This window comes from Streptomyces dangxiongensis (assembly GCF_003675325.1).
In the GTDB taxonomy this organism is placed as follows: Bacteria; Actinomycetota; Actinomycetes; order Streptomycetales; family Streptomycetaceae; genus Streptomyces; species Streptomyces dangxiongensis.
Window position 1 is genome coordinate 6,827,478 of the sequence record NZ_CP033073.1, and the last position, 15,329, is coordinate 6,842,806.

Annotated in this window: 15 protein-coding genes and 1 pseudogene; 8 read left to right on the top strand and 8 right to left on the bottom strand. The window is 73.7% G+C overall.

From position 1 onward, the window contains the following. Positions 1 to 29: 29 nt before the first annotated feature. Both D9753_RS30970 and D9753_RS30975 read right to left on the bottom strand, forming a co-directional pair. The gene (locus D9753_RS30970) at positions 30 to 503 is read right to left on the bottom strand and encodes an NUDIX domain-containing protein (RefSeq protein ID WP_121790000.1); all 474 of its coding nucleotides are present in this window, start codon (positions 501 to 503) and stop codon (positions 30 to 32) included. Beyond that, on the bottom strand, positions 500 to 2,038 hold the full coding sequence (locus tag D9753_RS30975) for an ATP-dependent DNA ligase (protein WP_121790001.1): 1,539 nt from the start codon (positions 2,036 to 2,038) through the stop codon (positions 500 to 502). The genes D9753_RS30970 and D9753_RS30975 overlap by 4 nt, the downstream gene beginning before the upstream one ends. Before the next feature lie 164 nt (positions 2,039 to 2,202). On the opposite strand from D9753_RS30975, the gene D9753_RS30980 reads away from it, so the two are divergent. The 6 genes and pseudogenes from D9753_RS30980 to D9753_RS31005 all read left to right on the top strand — a co-directional run bounded on the left by D9753_RS30980 (position 2,203) and on the right by D9753_RS31005 (position 6,723). Then, complete coding sequence (locus D9753_RS30980; protein ID WP_121790002.1) at positions 2,203 to 2,775, top strand: helix-turn-helix domain-containing protein; 573 nt, start codon at positions 2,203 to 2,205, stop codon at positions 2,773 to 2,775. A gap of 86 nt (positions 2,776 to 2,861) precedes the next feature. Next, positions 2,862 to 3,833: an NADPH:quinone oxidoreductase family protein gene (locus D9753_RS30985; RefSeq protein ID WP_121790003.1), complete on the top strand. Its 972-nt coding sequence runs from the start codon at positions 2,862 to 2,864 to the stop codon at positions 3,831 to 3,833. Further along, positions 3,830 to 5,011 (top strand): acyl-CoA dehydrogenase family protein, encoded by a 1,182-nt coding sequence (locus D9753_RS30990; protein WP_121790004.1) that lies wholly within the window; start codon positions 3,830 to 3,832, stop codon positions 5,009 to 5,011. The genes D9753_RS30985 and D9753_RS30990 overlap by 4 nt, the downstream gene beginning before the upstream one ends. After that, on the top strand, positions 5,008 to 6,090 hold the full coding sequence (locus D9753_RS30995; RefSeq protein ID WP_121790005.1) for an acyl-CoA dehydrogenase family protein: 1,083 nt from the start codon (positions 5,008 to 5,010) through the stop codon (positions 6,088 to 6,090). Before D9753_RS30990 ends, D9753_RS30995 begins: the two co-directional genes overlap by 4 nt. Positions 6,091 to 6,295: 205 nt before the next feature. Next, positions 6,296 to 6,427: pseudogene (locus D9753_RS36770) on the top strand (hypothetical protein); the annotation flags it as partial. A gap of 101 nt (positions 6,428 to 6,528) precedes the next feature. Further along, positions 6,529 to 6,723, top strand: coding sequence for a hypothetical protein (locus tag D9753_RS31005; protein WP_121790007.1), 195 nt, complete (start codon positions 6,529 to 6,531; stop codon positions 6,721 to 6,723). 1 nt (position 6,724) lies between these two features. On the opposite strand, the gene D9753_RS31010 is transcribed toward D9753_RS31005, so the two are convergent. The 3 genes from D9753_RS31010 to D9753_RS31020 all read right to left on the bottom strand — a co-directional run bounded on the left by D9753_RS31010 (position 6,725) and on the right by D9753_RS31020 (position 9,126). Continuing rightward, positions 6,725 to 7,888 carry a phosphodiester glycosidase family protein gene (locus D9753_RS31010; RefSeq protein WP_121790008.1) on the bottom strand — a complete coding sequence of 388 codons (1,164 nt, stop codon included), beginning with the start codon at positions 7,886 to 7,888 and terminating at the stop codon, positions 6,725 to 6,727. A 62-nt stretch (positions 7,889 to 7,950) separates the two neighbouring features. Further along, positions 7,951 to 8,418, bottom strand: coding sequence for a DUF779 domain-containing protein (locus D9753_RS39480; protein ID WP_394346774.1), 468 nt, complete (start codon positions 8,416 to 8,418; stop codon positions 7,951 to 7,953). A gap of 69 nt (positions 8,419 to 8,487) precedes the next feature. Beyond that, complete coding sequence (locus D9753_RS31020) at positions 8,488 to 9,126, bottom strand: DedA family protein (protein WP_121790009.1); 639 nt, start codon at positions 9,124 to 9,126, stop codon at positions 8,488 to 8,490. 403 nt (positions 9,127 to 9,529) lie between these two features. Between D9753_RS31020 and D9753_RS31025 the strand changes: the two genes are divergently transcribed. After that, positions 9,530 to 10,051 (top strand): hypothetical protein, encoded by a 522-nt coding sequence (locus tag D9753_RS31025; protein ID WP_121790010.1) that lies wholly within the window; start codon positions 9,530 to 9,532, stop codon positions 10,049 to 10,051. Between the two features lie 143 nt (positions 10,052 to 10,194). After that, on the top strand, positions 10,195 to 11,904 hold the full coding sequence (locus D9753_RS31030) for a long-chain fatty acid--CoA ligase (protein ID WP_121790011.1): 1,710 nt from the start codon (positions 10,195 to 10,197) through the stop codon (positions 11,902 to 11,904). A 263-nt stretch (positions 11,905 to 12,167) separates the two neighbouring features. Here the strand turns inward: D9753_RS31030 and D9753_RS31035 are convergent, their stop codons facing one another. The 3 genes from D9753_RS31035 to D9753_RS31045 are packed head-to-tail and all read right to left on the bottom strand — an operon-like array spanning position 12,168 to position 15,228. Further along, positions 12,168 to 12,602, bottom strand: coding sequence for a hypothetical protein (locus D9753_RS31035; protein WP_121790012.1), 435 nt, complete (start codon positions 12,600 to 12,602; stop codon positions 12,168 to 12,170). Then, on the bottom strand, positions 12,599 to 13,681 hold the full coding sequence (locus tag D9753_RS31040) for a flavin-containing monooxygenase (protein ID WP_121790013.1): 1,083 nt from the start codon (positions 13,679 to 13,681) through the stop codon (positions 12,599 to 12,601). Before D9753_RS31040 ends, D9753_RS31035 begins: the two co-directional genes overlap by 4 nt. After that, a complete protein-coding gene (locus tag D9753_RS31045; protein ID WP_121790014.1) occupies positions 13,678 to 15,228 on the bottom strand; it encodes an MFS transporter in 1,551 nt (516 codons plus the stop codon). Before D9753_RS31045 ends, D9753_RS31040 begins: the two co-directional genes overlap by 4 nt. Positions 15,229 to 15,329: the final 101 nt, after the last annotated feature.

Genomic DNA, 15,329 nt, shown 5'->3' on the forward strand with positions numbered 1-15,329 from the left:
GCGGCCGATCGCAACGCGTGGTCGCCTGTTCAGCCCTGGTGCTCCGCCAGCCGGTCCAGAAACGCGGCCTGCGCCGTGATGATCACCGCACGGGCCCGGTCCGGGGCGAACCACGCCACCCGGTCCAGCTCCGGGAACTCCTGCCTGCGGCCGGACCTCGGCGGCCACTCCATGGTGAAGGTGCCGGGGACGATCGCCTCCGGGTCGAGGTCCCCCTCCAGCGCCCAGGCGGTGACGATCTTCCCGCTGCGCTGCACGACCTCACCCAGTGCTATGGCCTCCCCGTCGGGCGGTGCGAGCCCCAGCTCCTCCCGGAACTCCCGCCGGGCCGCCTCCCAGGCCGGTTCGTCCGGCTCGTACTCGCCCTTGGGCACGGTCCACGCACCCGCGTCCTTCTTCGCCCAGAGCGGGCCGCCCATATGGCCGAGCAACACCTCCAGCCCGTCCTCGGTGTGCCGGAACAACAGCAGTCCCGCACTGCGCTTCGTCGCGCGCACCGTCACGGTGTGACCTCCGGGTGGGCCGCCAGCAGGGTCTCCACGGTATCGGCCTCCTCCGGGCGCTTGTCCTCCCGGTAGCGGACCACGCGGGCGAAGCGGAGGGTCACACCGGCCGGATAGCGGGAGGAGCGCTGGAGGCCGTCGTAGGCGATCTCCACGACGAGTTCGGGGCGGACCCGGACCACCCAGCCGTCGTCCTCGACCGCCAGTTCCTGGAGCCGTTCGGTCTGCCAGGTGAGCATCGCGTCGGTCATGCCCTTGAAGGTCTTGCCGAGCATCGTGAAGGTGCCGTCCGGGTTGCGGGCGCCCAGATGGAGGTTGGAGAGCCTGCCGGTGCGGCGGCCGTGGCCCCATTCGGCCGCCATGACCACCAGGTCCAGCGTGTGGACGGGCTTGACCTTGAGCCAGGAGGCACCGCGCCGGCCCGCGCTGTACGGCGCGTCCAGTGCCTTCACCACCACGCCCTCGTGGCCGCGGGCCAGGGTGTCGGCGAGGAACCGTTCCGCCTCCGGGGTGTCCCGCGGGTCCGAGGCCGTCGTCCGGCGCACCCGCATGGGTTCGGGCACCAGCCGGGCCAGCTCCGCGTGCCGCTCGGCGAAGGGCAGGTCGAGCAGATCGCGGCCCTCGACGAAGAGGGCGTCGAAGAAGACGGGGGAGACCGGGGTCCGGCCGGCGGCCCTCACCACGTCCGTGCGCGAGCCCACCCGGCCCGCCGTCTCCTGGAAGGACCGGGGCCGCCCACCCGCGTCGAACGAGATCACCTCGCCGTCCAGGACGAAGCGCTCACCGCGCAACTCCAGTGCTGCGGCGACCACTTCGGGCAGCCGGTCGGTGATGTCGTCCAGGGTGCGGGTGTGCACCCGTACCGTGTCGCCGTCCCGGTGGACCTGGACCCGGATGCCGTCCAGCTTCTCCTCCACCGCGCACGCGCCCAGCTTCTCCACCGCCTCCGCGACCGAGGAGGCACTGTGCGCCAGCATGGGCAGCACCGGGCGGCCGACGGTGAGCCGGAACCCCTCCAGCGCCTGCGGGCCCTCGCCGAGCAGTGCCCGGGCCACCGTCCGCAGCGAACCCGCGAGCATCACGGCCCGCCGTACGTCGGCCGGGTCCGCGCCGGTCGCCCGGGCCAGCCCCTCCACCGCGACCGCGTCCAGCGCGCCCTGCCGGACCTCGCCGCTGAGCAGGCCGAGCAGGAAGCGTTGTTCCGCCTCCGTGGCCGCGCCCATCAGCTCGCCGACGATCCGGGCCCGCTCCGCCTGGGAGCCGGGCCCGGAGACCTTGCCCAGCTCGGTGAGGCGGGCGTCGACCTCCCGGACGGTGAGCGTGGGCTCGGCCGCCGGCGGGACCGGGCGGCCCAGCACCTTCCAGCCGACCCCGAGCCGGCCCTGCGGCAGCCGTCCGGCCAGGTAGGGAATGACGATGGGCACGTCGTCCGCCTCCGCGTCGCGGAACAGCTCCGCGAGCAGCGCCGTCTTGCGGGACCGGGCCGCCGTCGCGGCGACCTCCCGGGACACCTCGGCCAACCGGGTCAGCAGCATGCAGTTATGGTGCACCGCGGGTGCGCCGCCCACACCCGGACGGCCGCGGCAGGCGAGGAGCGGTACCGACCCACCCGCCGGCCGGTCGACGCCCACCCCGCTCCCGGCCGCCGCCGGGGATGTGCCGTATTGACAAACGTCCTTGCCGAACCTGCAATACGGGCATGAGTACCGACGAAGTCCTCGCCGAGGTGGGGCCGCGGCTGCGGCGGATCCGGAAGGAGCGGGAGGTGACCCTGGCGGCCCTGTCCCAGGCCACCGGCATCTCCGTCAGCACCCTGTCCCGGCTGGAGTCCGGCCTGCGCAGGCCCAGCCTGGAGCTGCTCCTGCCCATCGCCGAGGCCCACCAGGTCCCGCTGGACGAGCTGGTCGGAGCCCCGCCGGCCGGCGACCCCCGGGTGCGGGCGAAGCCCGTCCAGCGCAACGGCCGCACGTTCTGGCCGCTGACCCGTCAGCCCGGCGGCCTCCAGGCGTACAAGGTGCGCGAACCCGAACGCAGCCGGCCGCCGGAGCCGCGCACCCACGAGGGCTACGAGTGGCTGTACGTGCTGTCCGGGCGGTTGCGGCTGGTGCTCGGCGAGCACGACGTGGTGCTGACGGCGGGGGAGGCGGCGGAGTTCGACACGCGGGTGCCGCACTGGTTCGGGTCGGCGGGGGAGGGGCCCGTGGAGTTCCTCAGCCTCTTCGGGCCGCAGGGCGAGCGGATGCACGTACGGGCGCGGCCGGCTCGTACGTGACGCACCCGACTGTTCCCTGATTGGCAAGCGACCGCTTAGTATGCCGTCGGACCCGGTCAGACGAAGCAGTCCCGTGGAGGCCCCCCATGCAGGCATGGCAAGTGCACGAGAACGGCGAGCCCGGCGAGGTGATGCGCATCGCCGACGTGGAGCCGCCCACGCCGGGCGACGGCCAGGTGCTGCTGCGGGTGCGCGCCGCCAACATCAACTTCCCGGACGCGCTGCTGTGCCGGGGCCAGTACCAGATGCGCCCGCCCCTGCCCTTCACCCCGGGCGTGGAGATCTGCGGCGAGACCGAGGACGGCCGGCGCGTGCTCGCCACCCCCGCCCTGCCCCACGGCGGCTTCGCCGAGTACGCCCTCGCCGATGCCCGGGCCCTGCTCCCCGCGCCCGGTTCGCTGGACGACGCCGAGGCCGCCGCGCTGCACATCGGCTACCAGACGGGCTGGTTCGGCCTGCACCGCCGCGCCCGCCTGGAGGCGGGGGAGACCCTGCTGGTGCACGCCGCCGCCGGCGGTGTGGGCAGCGCCGCCGTACAGCTCGGCAAGGCCGCCGGCGCCACCGTGATCGGTGTCGTGGGCGGCGCGGACAAGGCCGCCGTCGCCCGCGACCTGGGCTGTGACGTGGTGGTCGACCGGCGTGCCCAGGACGTCGTCGCCGCCGTCAAGGAGGCGACCGGCGGCCGGGGCGCCGACGTGATCTACGACCCGGTCGGCGGCGAGGCCTACACACAGTCCGCGAAGCTGGCCGCCTTCGAGGGCCGGATCGTCGTCGTCGGCTTCGCCAGCGGCACCATTCCGAGCCCGGCCCTCAACCACGCCCTGGTGAAGAACTACACCATCCTCGGCCTGCACTGGGGCCTGTACAACACCAAGAACCCCGAGCTGATCCGGCGCTGCCACGAGGAACTGACCGAACTGGCCGCCCGCGGCGCGATCAAGCCGCTGGTGAGCGAGCGCGTGCCGCTCACCGAGGCGGCGCACGCCGTGCAGCGGGTCGCCGACGGAGTGACCACCGGCCGGGTGGCCGTCGTCCTGGAGAAGGGAGCCGCCGCATGACCGACACCGAGGAACTGCGCCGCCGTACACAGGAGTTGCTGGCGCAGCATCCGCCCGCGAGCACCGACCGCCTGGACTTCCTCCGGGCCCGTTTCGACGCCGGGCTGGCCTGGGTGCACTACCCGGAGGGCCTCGGCGGGCTCGGCGCCCCGCGCTCCCTCCAGGGCGTCGTCAACGCCGAACTGGAGGCCGCCGGCGCCCCCGACAACGACCCCCGGCGCATCGGCATCGGCCTGGGCATGGCCGCGCCGACGATCCTCGCGTACGGCACCGAGGAACAGAAGCGGCGCTACCTGCGGCCCCTGTGGACCGGCGAGGAGGTCTGGTGCCAGCTCTTCAGCGAGCCCGGCGCCGGTTCCGACCTGGCCGCGCTCGGCACCCGCGCGGTGCGCGAGGGCGACGAGTGGATCGTCAACGGGCAGAAGGTGTGGACGTCGAGCGCGCACGTGGCCCGCTGGGCCATCCTCATCGCCCGCACCGCCCCCGACGTGCCCAAGCACCAGGGCATCACCTACTTCGTCTGCGACATGACCGATCCGGGCGTCGAGGTCCGGCCCCTGCGCCAGATCACCGGCGAGGCCGAGTTCAACGAGGTCTTCCTCGCCGACGTCCGCATCCCCGACACCCGCCGCCTCGGCGAGGCCGGTGACGGGTGGCGGGTCGCGCAGACCACCCTGATGAACGAACGTGTCTCCATCGGCGGCATGGCCGTGCCCCGCGAGGGCGGCATGATCGGCCCCGTCGCCCGGACCTGGCGCGAACGTCCCGGACTGCGCACCCACGACCTGCACCAGCGCCTGCTGCGGCTGTGGGTCGAGGCCGAGGTCACCCGGTTCACCGGCGAACGCCTGCGTCAGCAGCTCGTCGCCGGCCAGCCCGGCTACGAGGGCTCCGGCATGAAGCTCGCCTTCGCCCGCCTCAACCAGGAGATCAGCGGCCTCGAAGTCGAACTCCGAGGCGAGGAGGGCCTGTTGTACGACGACTGGACCATGCGCCGCCCCGAACTCGTCGACTTCACCGGCCGGGACGCCGGATACCGCTACCTGCGTTCCAAGGGCAACAGCATCGAGGGCGGGACCAGCGAGGTCCTGCTGAACATCGTCGCCGAGCGCGTCCTGGGCCTGCCCGCCGAGCCGCGCACCGACAAGGACGTCGCCTGGAAGGACCTGGCCCGATGAGTACACAGCCCGATCTCCTCTACTCCGAGGAGGAAGAGGCGCTGCGTGCCGCCGTCTGCGACCTGCTCACGGACCACTGCGCCCCGGCCGACGTGATCAGCCGCACCGAGTCGGACGCCCCGCACGACCTCGCCCTGTGGAAGCTGCTCGCCGACGGCATGGGCCTGGCCGGCCTCCTGGTGCCCGAGGCGCAGGGCGGCCAGGGCGCCTCCGCCCGCGAGGCCGCGGTCGTGCTCGAGGAGCTGGGGCGGGCGGTCGCCCCCGTGCCGTACCTCACGAGCGCCGTCGTGGCCACCGAGGCCCTGCTCGCCTGCGCCGACGAGGAGTTGCTCGGCCGGCTGGCCTCCGGGCGCACCATCGGCGTCCTCGCCGTCGGACTGCACCACGCCCCGGACGCCGCCTTCGCCACCGTACGCGTCGAGAACGGCACCCTGCACGGCGAGTTGACCGGCATCGCGGACGCGGCCGTCGCCGACGTGCTGCTCGTCCCGGCCGATGACGACGGTCTGTACGCCGTGACCGCCGACGCCGTGACGGTCACCCCGCAGGTCTCCCTGGACCTCACCCGCCCCCTCGCCACCGTCACCCTGGCCGGCGCGGCCGGCCGCCGCGTCGGCGACGCCGGACCCGCCGTACGCCGGGCCCTGCGCGCCGCCGCCGGACTGCTCGCCTCGGAGCAACTCGGCGTGGCCGACTGGGCGCTGACCGAAACGGTCCGCTACCTGAAGGAGCGCAAGCAGTTCAACCGGCCGGTCGGCGGGTTCCAGGCGCTCAAGCACCGGCTCGCCCAGCTATGGCTGGAGGTCGTCCACCTCCGGGCCACCGCCCGCGCCGCGGCGGACGCCCTCGCCACCGGTCAGGACACCGACGTCACCGTGGCCGTCGCCCAGGCCTACGCCGCCCCCGTCGCCGTCCGCGCCACCGAGGAGGCGGTACAACTCCACGGCGGCATCGGCATGACCTGGGAACACCCGGCCCACCTGCACCTGAAGCGGGCCAAGGCCGACTCCATCGCCTACGGCACCGCGGGCGCACACCGCTCGGCGCTGGCGGAACTGGTCGGTCTCCAGGGACCCTGACCGCCGGGCGCGGGCCGGGCGCGGGGTCCCCGGCGGAACACACAGAGCGCGGACTTCCCGCCGGATGGGGCCTGTTGTGAGATGCCGAACGCATACTCCCTTCGGTCCCATCCGGCATCCCCCGGGAGGCGGCACCGCCCACTCCCGCCGTGGCACGCCCACGCCCACAACGGGATGGCGCAGGGCCGGCGGTCCGCTTCCGGGGGCCACCCCCGACACGGCCGGCCCCGCCCGGGACGCGCTGTGGACGGAACTGCTCGCCGCGGGCGTCGACCACCTCACCACCGACGACCCCGTCGGCCTGAAAGCCTTCCTGGACGCCCACCCCTCCGTGTGACACCACACGAACGGCGGACACGTCAGCGACCCGGACAGACCCTCCGCTACGCCACACTTGCGGCCGAACGCCGCACATGGGGCGTGGCGGAGGAGGTTCTGATGGCCATTTCCATCTCTGTGGTGCTGCTGCTCCTGATCCTGGCCGTGATCTTCATGCGCAACGGCGCGCTGAAGGTGTCCCACGCCCTGGTCTGCATGATGCTCGGCTTCTACCTGGCCAGCACCAGCATGGCGCCCACCATCCACAGCGGGCTCACCGCGACCGCCGACCTGGTGAGCAGCCTGCGGCCCTGAGTCACCCGGTGGAGAAGACGCCGATGCCGTTCGGCACCGGACGCTCGGCGCCGCCGCTCGGGTGGTTGCGGACCGACACGGCGTCGGCGCCCATGGCGCGGGTGACCAGCTCCGTCGAGCCGCCGCCGTCGAGGTTGAAGGCGTCGGAGGCGCCCAGCGACCGCATGGTGTCCGCCTCCTCCGCGACGGTCAGGCCGCCGCGGTAGTCCGCGGAGCCGTCCAGCGCCAAGAGCAGCAACTGCTGTCCAGCGCCCTTGTAGCCCACGACCGTGCGCACCGCCGAGGTGACGTCGTCCAGCCCGGCCGGCGGCGCACCGCCGCGCAGCACCGGGAAGCCGCCGATCGCGAACGTGTACGGCACCCCGGACGCGGCCGCCACCAGGCGGTGCGTGACCTCCACCGGGTCCCCGACCGACAGCGTGCGCAGCTTCCGCGCGCCCTCCTCCCGGCCCACCAGGACCGTGGTGTCCGCCGGGATCGCGCCGCTGCCCGGCGCGCCGGAGACGGAGGCCACCCGGCCGGCGCGCACCTGCACCTCGTAGGTGTCGTCGCTGCACGGCGCGGACCGCTGGGTGTCGGTGCCGCAGACGGCCCGCGCCCGGGAGGCGCTGCCCCACTTCGCGGTGAAGGCGCCGACGGAGTTCACCGGCAGGGCGTACTGGTTGAGACCTTTGAGGGCCAGCCGGCCGTCCGGCGTGCCGACGGTGCCCGCCAGGGAGAGCCGGTCCAGGCGGGCCCGCCGGTCCATGCCCACGCCGAAGACGTCCTGCGTGGTCGTCCCGGAGGGCAGCGCCGGACCGAACCGCTGGCCCTCGGGCACGGCCGCCTTGAGTGCCTGCCCGGCCGCGACGGCCGGTCCGACGGACGCGCCGGTGGCCTGCACGCCCGGATGCTGTGTCTCGGTGACGTGGAAGAAGTCACCGTTGACGCCCCCGACCGCCCCGGCCGAGTCCGCCAGCCGGGAGACGGTGGCCCGGGCCGCCACCGCGCCCGGATAGAGCAGGTCGACCCGGACGTGCGGGTTGGCCAGGTCGACCGTGAGCAGATGAGCGCGGGCCGTCCCCGCGCGGGCGTCGATGTCGAACTGCCGGTAGGTCACGCCCGGCGCGATCCGCCGGCCCGCCGGGTCCGCGGCCGCCACCGCCGACGCCGTACCGGCCAGCATGCCGAACGCCGTGACCGTCGTGAGAACCGCTCTGCTCGCTGCCGAACGCCTGCGACGTCTCGTCACCGTGCCCCCTGATGTCTCGTCAACCGTCCCTCGGGCAGAGCCAGTGCACCAGACTCCGGCGGCCGACAGGCCGACCAGGCGTCTACTACGCGAGAACGGGTGAGAAAACGCACGCTCTCGGGCGCCTCCAGCGAGAAGCCGCTGCCCCGCCCCGGTACGACGTCCACGATCAGCCGGGTGCGGCTCCACACCTCGTACCGGCCGCGCGAGATCCAGAACGTGACCGGCTCCTCGACACCCTCCACGGACAGGAGTGCCTGTGGCCGGCGTGGCCCCCTCCATGGGCTCGGGGTGCACCTGGCCGGGCACGCCGGACGCCCGTCCCGGTGGTGCGGCGGGACCGGCGGACCGGACGGCCCCGGGCACGCGCGCGCGGCCGGGGGGAGACGAACACGGTCCACCGCCCGCGCCGCCCGGACCGCCCGCGCCCCGAGGGACGCACGCCGCGCGAGCCCCGCTGACACCGGCCCCGCCGGCCGCGTGCCGTGCCTGGGCGGGGTCAGCGTGTGGGCGGGGTCAGGGTGTGGGCGGGGTCAGGGTGTGGGGCCGCGTCGTTCGCGGCGGGCGCGGCGGGTTTCGGCCAGCAGGGGCAGCAGTGACAGCACCACCACCAGGGCGACCAGCGGCAGCAGGTAGTCGTCGACGTGCGGCACGGACGCGCCGAGGAGGTAGCCGGCCAGGACCAGCGTCTGCGACCACAGGACACCGCCCACGGTCTGCCACAGGGTGAAGGCCCGCACGGGCACGCCCAGGGCACCCGCCACCGGGTGCACGACAGTGCGCAGCACCGGTACGAACCGGCCGATCACCAGCGCCTTGCCGTGGCCGTAGCGTGCCAGCAGCTCCTCCGCCCGCGCCGCCGCGTCCTTCACCCGTCGGCTGGAGGTGCGCGCCAGCAGCGCCCGCCCGCCGTGCCGCCCGATCACGTACCCCACCTGGCCGCCCGCCACCGCCCCGACCGCCGCGCACACCAGCACCTGCCACAGCTCCAGGCGCGGCGGCTGCCCGGCACTGCCCGCGCACAGCACCCCGGCCGGGAACAGCAGCGTGTCACCGGGCAGGAAGAAGCCGACGACGAGCAGACCGGACTCGGCGAAGATCACCGCCAGGACGCCCAGCGCGCCGAAGGCGGCCAGTACCGAGGCGCTGTTCGTCGGGTTGACGGCGATCACCGGCCGAGCCTCCTGGCCTCGCACGGACCTGTTCCGTCCACCAGCATCGCGTGCCCGGCACGGCCGTGCGCGTCAGCGGGGCGGCGCGCCGGTGCGGTCCGGACCGGCGAAGGCTGCTCGGCCGGTCGCATAGAACGCAGATCCGAAAGCAGGACAATGTGTCAAACGCCTCGACGGAAGGGACATCGGCAGGGAAAATGTCCTCAACGGACGTTGCCCGCGCTCCGTTGCCCGACTGACGCCGGCGTGGAGGACGGCCGTGTCGCGTGCCCCGGGGAGGGGGAGACCCCGACAGGGCGACTGACGCGCGAGATCCCACAGCAGGCCACGGCCGGTCGACAGCGACCGGCCGGTGCTGCCTGCCGACCCCAGACCTGACTGTTCATGACAGACGGAGGACGTCTTGAGAAAAGCTGTCCGTCAATGGCTGGCGCGTTCCACCGGTGCGACGGCCGCAGCACTGCTGCTGGCCGGGTACACGGCCGGTGCCACGCACGCAGCCGACCAGCACGGTCACGACATGAACATCACCGCGCACTTCGCGGCGACCGTCTCCGCGGACCCGGACACCGTGACCTGCGGGGGTTTCGACGTGACCGCGCAGGGGCGCGCCGCCGGCACGCCCATCGGCGGCAACGGCACCTGGCAGGACCAGGAGAAGGCCTGCACGCTGAGCCTTCCCGGGCAGTACGACATCAACGGGACGGCGGTCATCGGCGCCGGTGCCGGAAACACGATCACCCTTACCTATCACCTCACCGCGCCGCTCACGGAGAACCCCGTCGTCCACCCGTCCGGCACGTATCTGGTCATCGGCGGCACCGGTGCCTACGCGTCCGCCACCGGTGGCGGACGAATGAACTCCGTGGTCAACCTCAAGGACACGTCCCACGTCACCGCGAGCCTGCACGGCACCCTCTACTAGCACCGGGCGGCGGGCAGTGGGCCGGCCTGCCGCCCGCCGTCAGGGCTCCCTGTGCGGCCCCCGCCTGTCGTCCGGGTCTCCCGGACGACAGGCGGGGTACGACGCCGGAGCACCTTCTGACCGCGCACCTCCAAGGGGCCGCCATGAAGAGCACGATGCAGGACCGTCCACTGCTCGTCCGCGACATCCTCCGCCACGGGCAGCGCGTCTACGCGGACAGCCGGGTCGTGCGCTGCGCCGACGGGCCGGCCGCACGCTCCTCACAGTCCTTCGCCGGCATCGCCACCCAGGCCGAGCGGCTCGCCGCGGCGCTGAACCGGCTGGGGGTGCGGCCCGGAGAACGGGTGGCCACGCTGGCCTGGAACATCCCCGAACACCTCGTGGCGTACTTCGCCGTACCGAGCATGGGCGCGGTGCTGCACACTCTCAACCTCCGCCTGCATCCGGACCAGTTGGGCTACATCGTCGAACACGCCGAGGACGCCGTCCTCCTGGTCGACGCGACCCTGCTGGAGACACTCGCCCCGCTGCGGGACCGGCTGGGCAGCGTGCGCCACGTCGTCGTCATCGGCGACACCCCGAAGCCGGACCTCCCCGGGCACATCGCCGTACACCGCTGGGACGAGCTGCTGGCCGCCGAGCGGCCCGGCTTCGCCTGGCCCGACCTGGACGAACGGGAGGCGGCGGCGCTCTGCTACACGACCGGCACCACCGGCCACCCCAAGGGCGTGGCCTACAGCCACCGGTCGATCTTCCTGCACACGCTCGGGGTGTCGGCCGGCGCCGGTTTCGCGATGCGCGACGGCGACCGGATCCTGCCGATCGTGCCCATGTTCCACGCCAACGCCTGGGGCTGGCCGTACGCGGCCTGGCTGGCGGGCGCCGACCTGATCATGAACGGGCGGCTGCTGCACCCCCCGGAGCTGGCCCGGATCATCAACGAGGAGCGGCCCACCGGGGTGGCGGCGATCTGCACGATCTGGAACAGCCTGGTGCACCACGGCGAACACCACCCGCTGGACCTGAGCGGCGTACGGCTGGCCGGCTGCGGCGGTGCCACCCCGCCGCGCGCCCTGCTCCAGCAGCTCAAGGACCGCTACGGCATCCGGCTGAAGCAGGGCTGGGGCCTGACCGAGACCAGTCCGCTGGCCACCTTCGCGGTCCCGCCGCACGGCACCCCCGACGAGGAGGAGGTCGACTGGCTCGCCAAGAGCGGCCGGCTGATGCCCTGCGTCGAGGTGCGGCTGATCGCGGAGGACGGCACCGAACAACCGTGGGACGGCACCTCGGTCGGCGAACTGGAGCTGCGCGGGCCGTGGGTGACCGGCTCCTACTACAACACCCCCGATTCCGCCGAGAAGTTCCACGACGGCTGGCTGCGCACCGGCGACCTGGGAGTGATCGAGCCGGGCGGCTGGGTGGTGGTCAGCGACCGGCTCAAGGACGGCATCAAGAGCGGCGGCGAGTGGATCTCCACCATCGAGCTGGAGAACGCGATCATCGAGCACCCCGCGGTGCTGGAGGCCGTCGTGGTCGGTGTGCCCGACCCACGCTGGGAGGAACGCCCGCTGGCCTGCGTGTCGTTGGTGCCGGGCGCCGAGGTCGGCGCCGACGAGCTGCGGGAGTTCCTGGCCGGGCGGGTGGCCCGCTGGTGGGTCCCGGAGCGGTGGTCGTTCGTGGACGCGGTCCCGAAGACCAGTGTCGGCAAGTACGACAAGCGGTCGGTGCGGGCGATGTACGCGGAGGGCGCCCTGCACGTCTCGTCCGCCGCGCAGGGCTCCGCCACGAAGACGCCCACGGCATCCGGGGACGGCACCACGGCGCAGGCACCGGGGGACGGCGGCGCGGCGTAGGCGGTTGAGAACCGAGGCAGGGCGCGGGCGTGCGGGGAGCGCGGCGCAACGCGGGCGTCCGGGAGGCGTGGCACGGCCCAGGCGGCCCGGGGTCAGGCCGCACCGCGGCTTCCCGGGTTTGCGTCCGTGCCGTGAGCGGGCTGTGGTGTTCGCGCCGCCCGGGTCACCAGCGGCCACCACAGGAGGCGCCCCGGCCGTCCGGGGCGCCACCGCGACACGCCTCAGGTGGGCACTCGGTCACCCGGTGCCCGCCCCGGTACCTTTCAGACGGACACCCGTCGGGCCGCCTCGGTCAGCAACTCCCGCTGCGCGTCCGCGTCGAGACCCAGCTCCCGTACCAATCGGAAGGTCAGCAGCAGCCGGGCCTGGAGCACCGTCTCGGGGTCCGCGTGCCCTCCGTCGGACGCCTCCCGACCGTACAGCCCCTCGGTGACCAGGCCTTCGAGGAACGCCGGGGGGAAGTCCTCCGCGCCGGCCTCCAGCGAGCCGAGTACGCCGGTGACGTAGCCGCTGATCTCCTCCGGTGCCGCGCCGCGCGGGAACCGGCGGCGGACCGCCAGTGCGAACGCGGCGCCGACCGCCTGCCCGTAGTGGGGGTCGGCGGGATCCAGGGTGGTGGACTTCTGCGCGAACCCGATGAAGTCGAACGCCAACAGTGCTTCCAGCACGTCGAGTTCGGTGACGAGGATCGTGGTCATGCCGGTTCGCCTTTCGCAGCGGGGGAAGCGGTCGGAGTGCCTCGGGCTGTGGTGACGGCCGCGGCCGCGATGCGTTCGGCGTCCCGGCCGACGAAGCCGAGCAGCGCCGAACCGCGGGTGCGCATCCGGTACAGGCCCAGGTAGTAGCTGCCGGGCAGCACCCCCACGCCCTCGGTGTGCCGGGGCTGCCCGGACTCGTCGAGCATCGCCGGGTCGAGCCAGCTCCAGTCGGTGCGGTAGCCGGTCGCCCAGATCACCGCGGACGGCCTGAGGCGCTCGCCGTCCGGGACCAGCAGCTCGGCGCCCCGGGCCGCGGTGATCCGGCCCACCGTCCGGATACGGCCGTCCGCGACCAGCGCGGGCACCCGGTCGCCGACGACCGGGTCCGGTGCCTGCATGTTCACCGGCATGCTCATCACGCCGAGGACGCTCATCCACCAGAACATGTCCCGCCCGACGACGGTCTGCGGCAGCCGCGGTGAGACGGTGTCCCCGCAGCTCAGCACCACCCGGTGGGTGCCGGCCAGCTCCACGGCTATCTGCCGCCCGGAGTTGCCGTCACCGACGATCACCACCGTGCCCGGCGGGATCTGCGCGGGGCCGTGGTAGTCACCGGTGTGCAGGGAGGGGATCTCCGGGCTGAGCGCGGCGGCGAACTCCGGGATCCGCGGGGTACCGAACGCGCCGGTCGCGATGACGACCTGGCCGGCCCGGCAGTCGCCGTGCGGGGTGGTCAGGAGATAGCCGTCGCCGTCACCGCGCAGGGCCAGCACGCGGTGGCCGGGCAGCACGGGGAGGTCGAACCGCCGCGCGTACTCACGCAGGTACGCCACGACCTCCTCCTTGCCGGGGTAGCGCGCGCCGGGGCCGGGGAAGGGCAGGCCCGGCAGCGCGGAGAACCGCGCGGACGTGAACAGTCTCAGCGAGTCCCAGCGCCGCCGCCATGTCTCCCCGACCGCGCTCCCGGCGTCGAGCAGCACGCAGGGCACGCCGGCCTGCCGCAGGTAGTACCCGACGGCGAGTCCGGACTGGCCCGCTCCTACGACGGCGACCGGCACGGTGGCCGGCAGGGCGCTCATCGGGTCTCTCCGGCGACCGCGCGCGGTCGCCGGCCGGTGACCGGGCGGGCCGGGGCGGGGCCGCCGCGCAGGCCGGCCAGGACGACGGCGGAGGCGGCGGCGCACACCACGGCCGCGACCCACATCGCGGCGTGCAGCCCGGTCAGGAACGCGCTGTCGGCGTCGGCCGCCACGGCTCCGCGCAGGCCCGGCGGAGCGTGTACGACCGCCCGCAGGGTGCCGCCGAGGGAGGTCCGCGCCCCGGCCGGCAGTGCCCCGGCCGCGCCGCCCAGGGAGTGCCGGTACACCGACCCCAGGACGGAGCCGAGCACCGCGACACCGAAGGCCGTACCCAGATGCCGCACCGTGTTGGCCACGGCGGACCCGGCGCCGGCCTTCGCGGGCCGCACCGCGGACATCGTCGCCGCCATGCCCACCGCGAACGTCGCCCCGAAGCCCAGCCCGAACAGCGCGTGCACGACCTCGAAGAGCCAGACCGGTGTCGTGGCGTCCAGCACCGCGTAGAAGACACAGCCGGCGGCCATCAGCACTCCGCTGCCGCCGAGCGCGACCGCGGGTCTCCAGCGGGCGATCAGCCGGGTGGCGGCGGCACCGGACACCGTCGAGCCGACGGCGAGCGGCAGCGTCAGCAGCCCGGCCTGCACGGGCGTGAAGTCGCGCAACTGCTGGAGGTAGAAGGAGAGGACGTATGTCGCCCCCGTCGCGACGAAGAACGACGCGGCCAGCGCCGCCGCGCCGATCGCGAACCGCCGGTCGGTGAACAGCGACGGGTCGAACGCGGGCTGGTCCCTGCGGCGGGCGGCCAGCACCATCACGGTGAGCAGGGCAAGACCCAGCAGGATCGGACCGAGCACGACCCCCTCCAGCCAGTTGCTCTCCTCACCGCCCTCGATCACCCCGTAGACGAGGGCGCCGACACCGCCGACCGACAGCAGCACCCCGGCGACGTCCACCCGGGGAGCCCCGATGCCACGGTTCGCCGGCACCAGCACGCCGACCATCGCCAGCGCGACGACCGCGAAGGGCACGTTGACCAGCAGCAGCGTCCCCCACCAGAAGGTGGACAGCAGCGCGCCGCCGACGACCGGCCCGGCCGCGATGCCGATACCGGCCGACATCGACCAGTATCCGATGGCCCTGGCCCGCTCCCCGGCGGGGAACACGCTCGCGATGACGGCCATCGTGCAGCCCGGCACGACGGAGGCGCCGACGCCCATCACGGCTCGCCAGCCGATGAGTTCGGCCGGGCTGGAGGACCACGCACCGGCGAGGGACGCGCCGAGGAAGACCACGAGACCGGCCAGCAGCACCCGCCGCCGCCCGAACCGGTCACCGAGGATGCCCGCGGTGAACAGCAGCGCCGCGAAGGTGAGCGTGTAGGCGTCCATCGACCACTGCAACTGGGCGTTGGACTCGCCCAGTCCGCTCTGGATCGACGCGAGGCCCACGGTCATCACCGTGTTGTCGATGGTCGCGATGAACATCATCAACGCCATCGCGCCCAGTATCAGCCACCGCTTCGGGTCGGCGGCCTGATCAGTTCGCATACCGATTGTCCTCACTCCTTGGACTGGACCCGCCGGACCCACCGCGCCCGCCGGCCCCGCAGGACCTGTCCGGGGCGGACCGGCCGGGCCGCCGGTGTGAC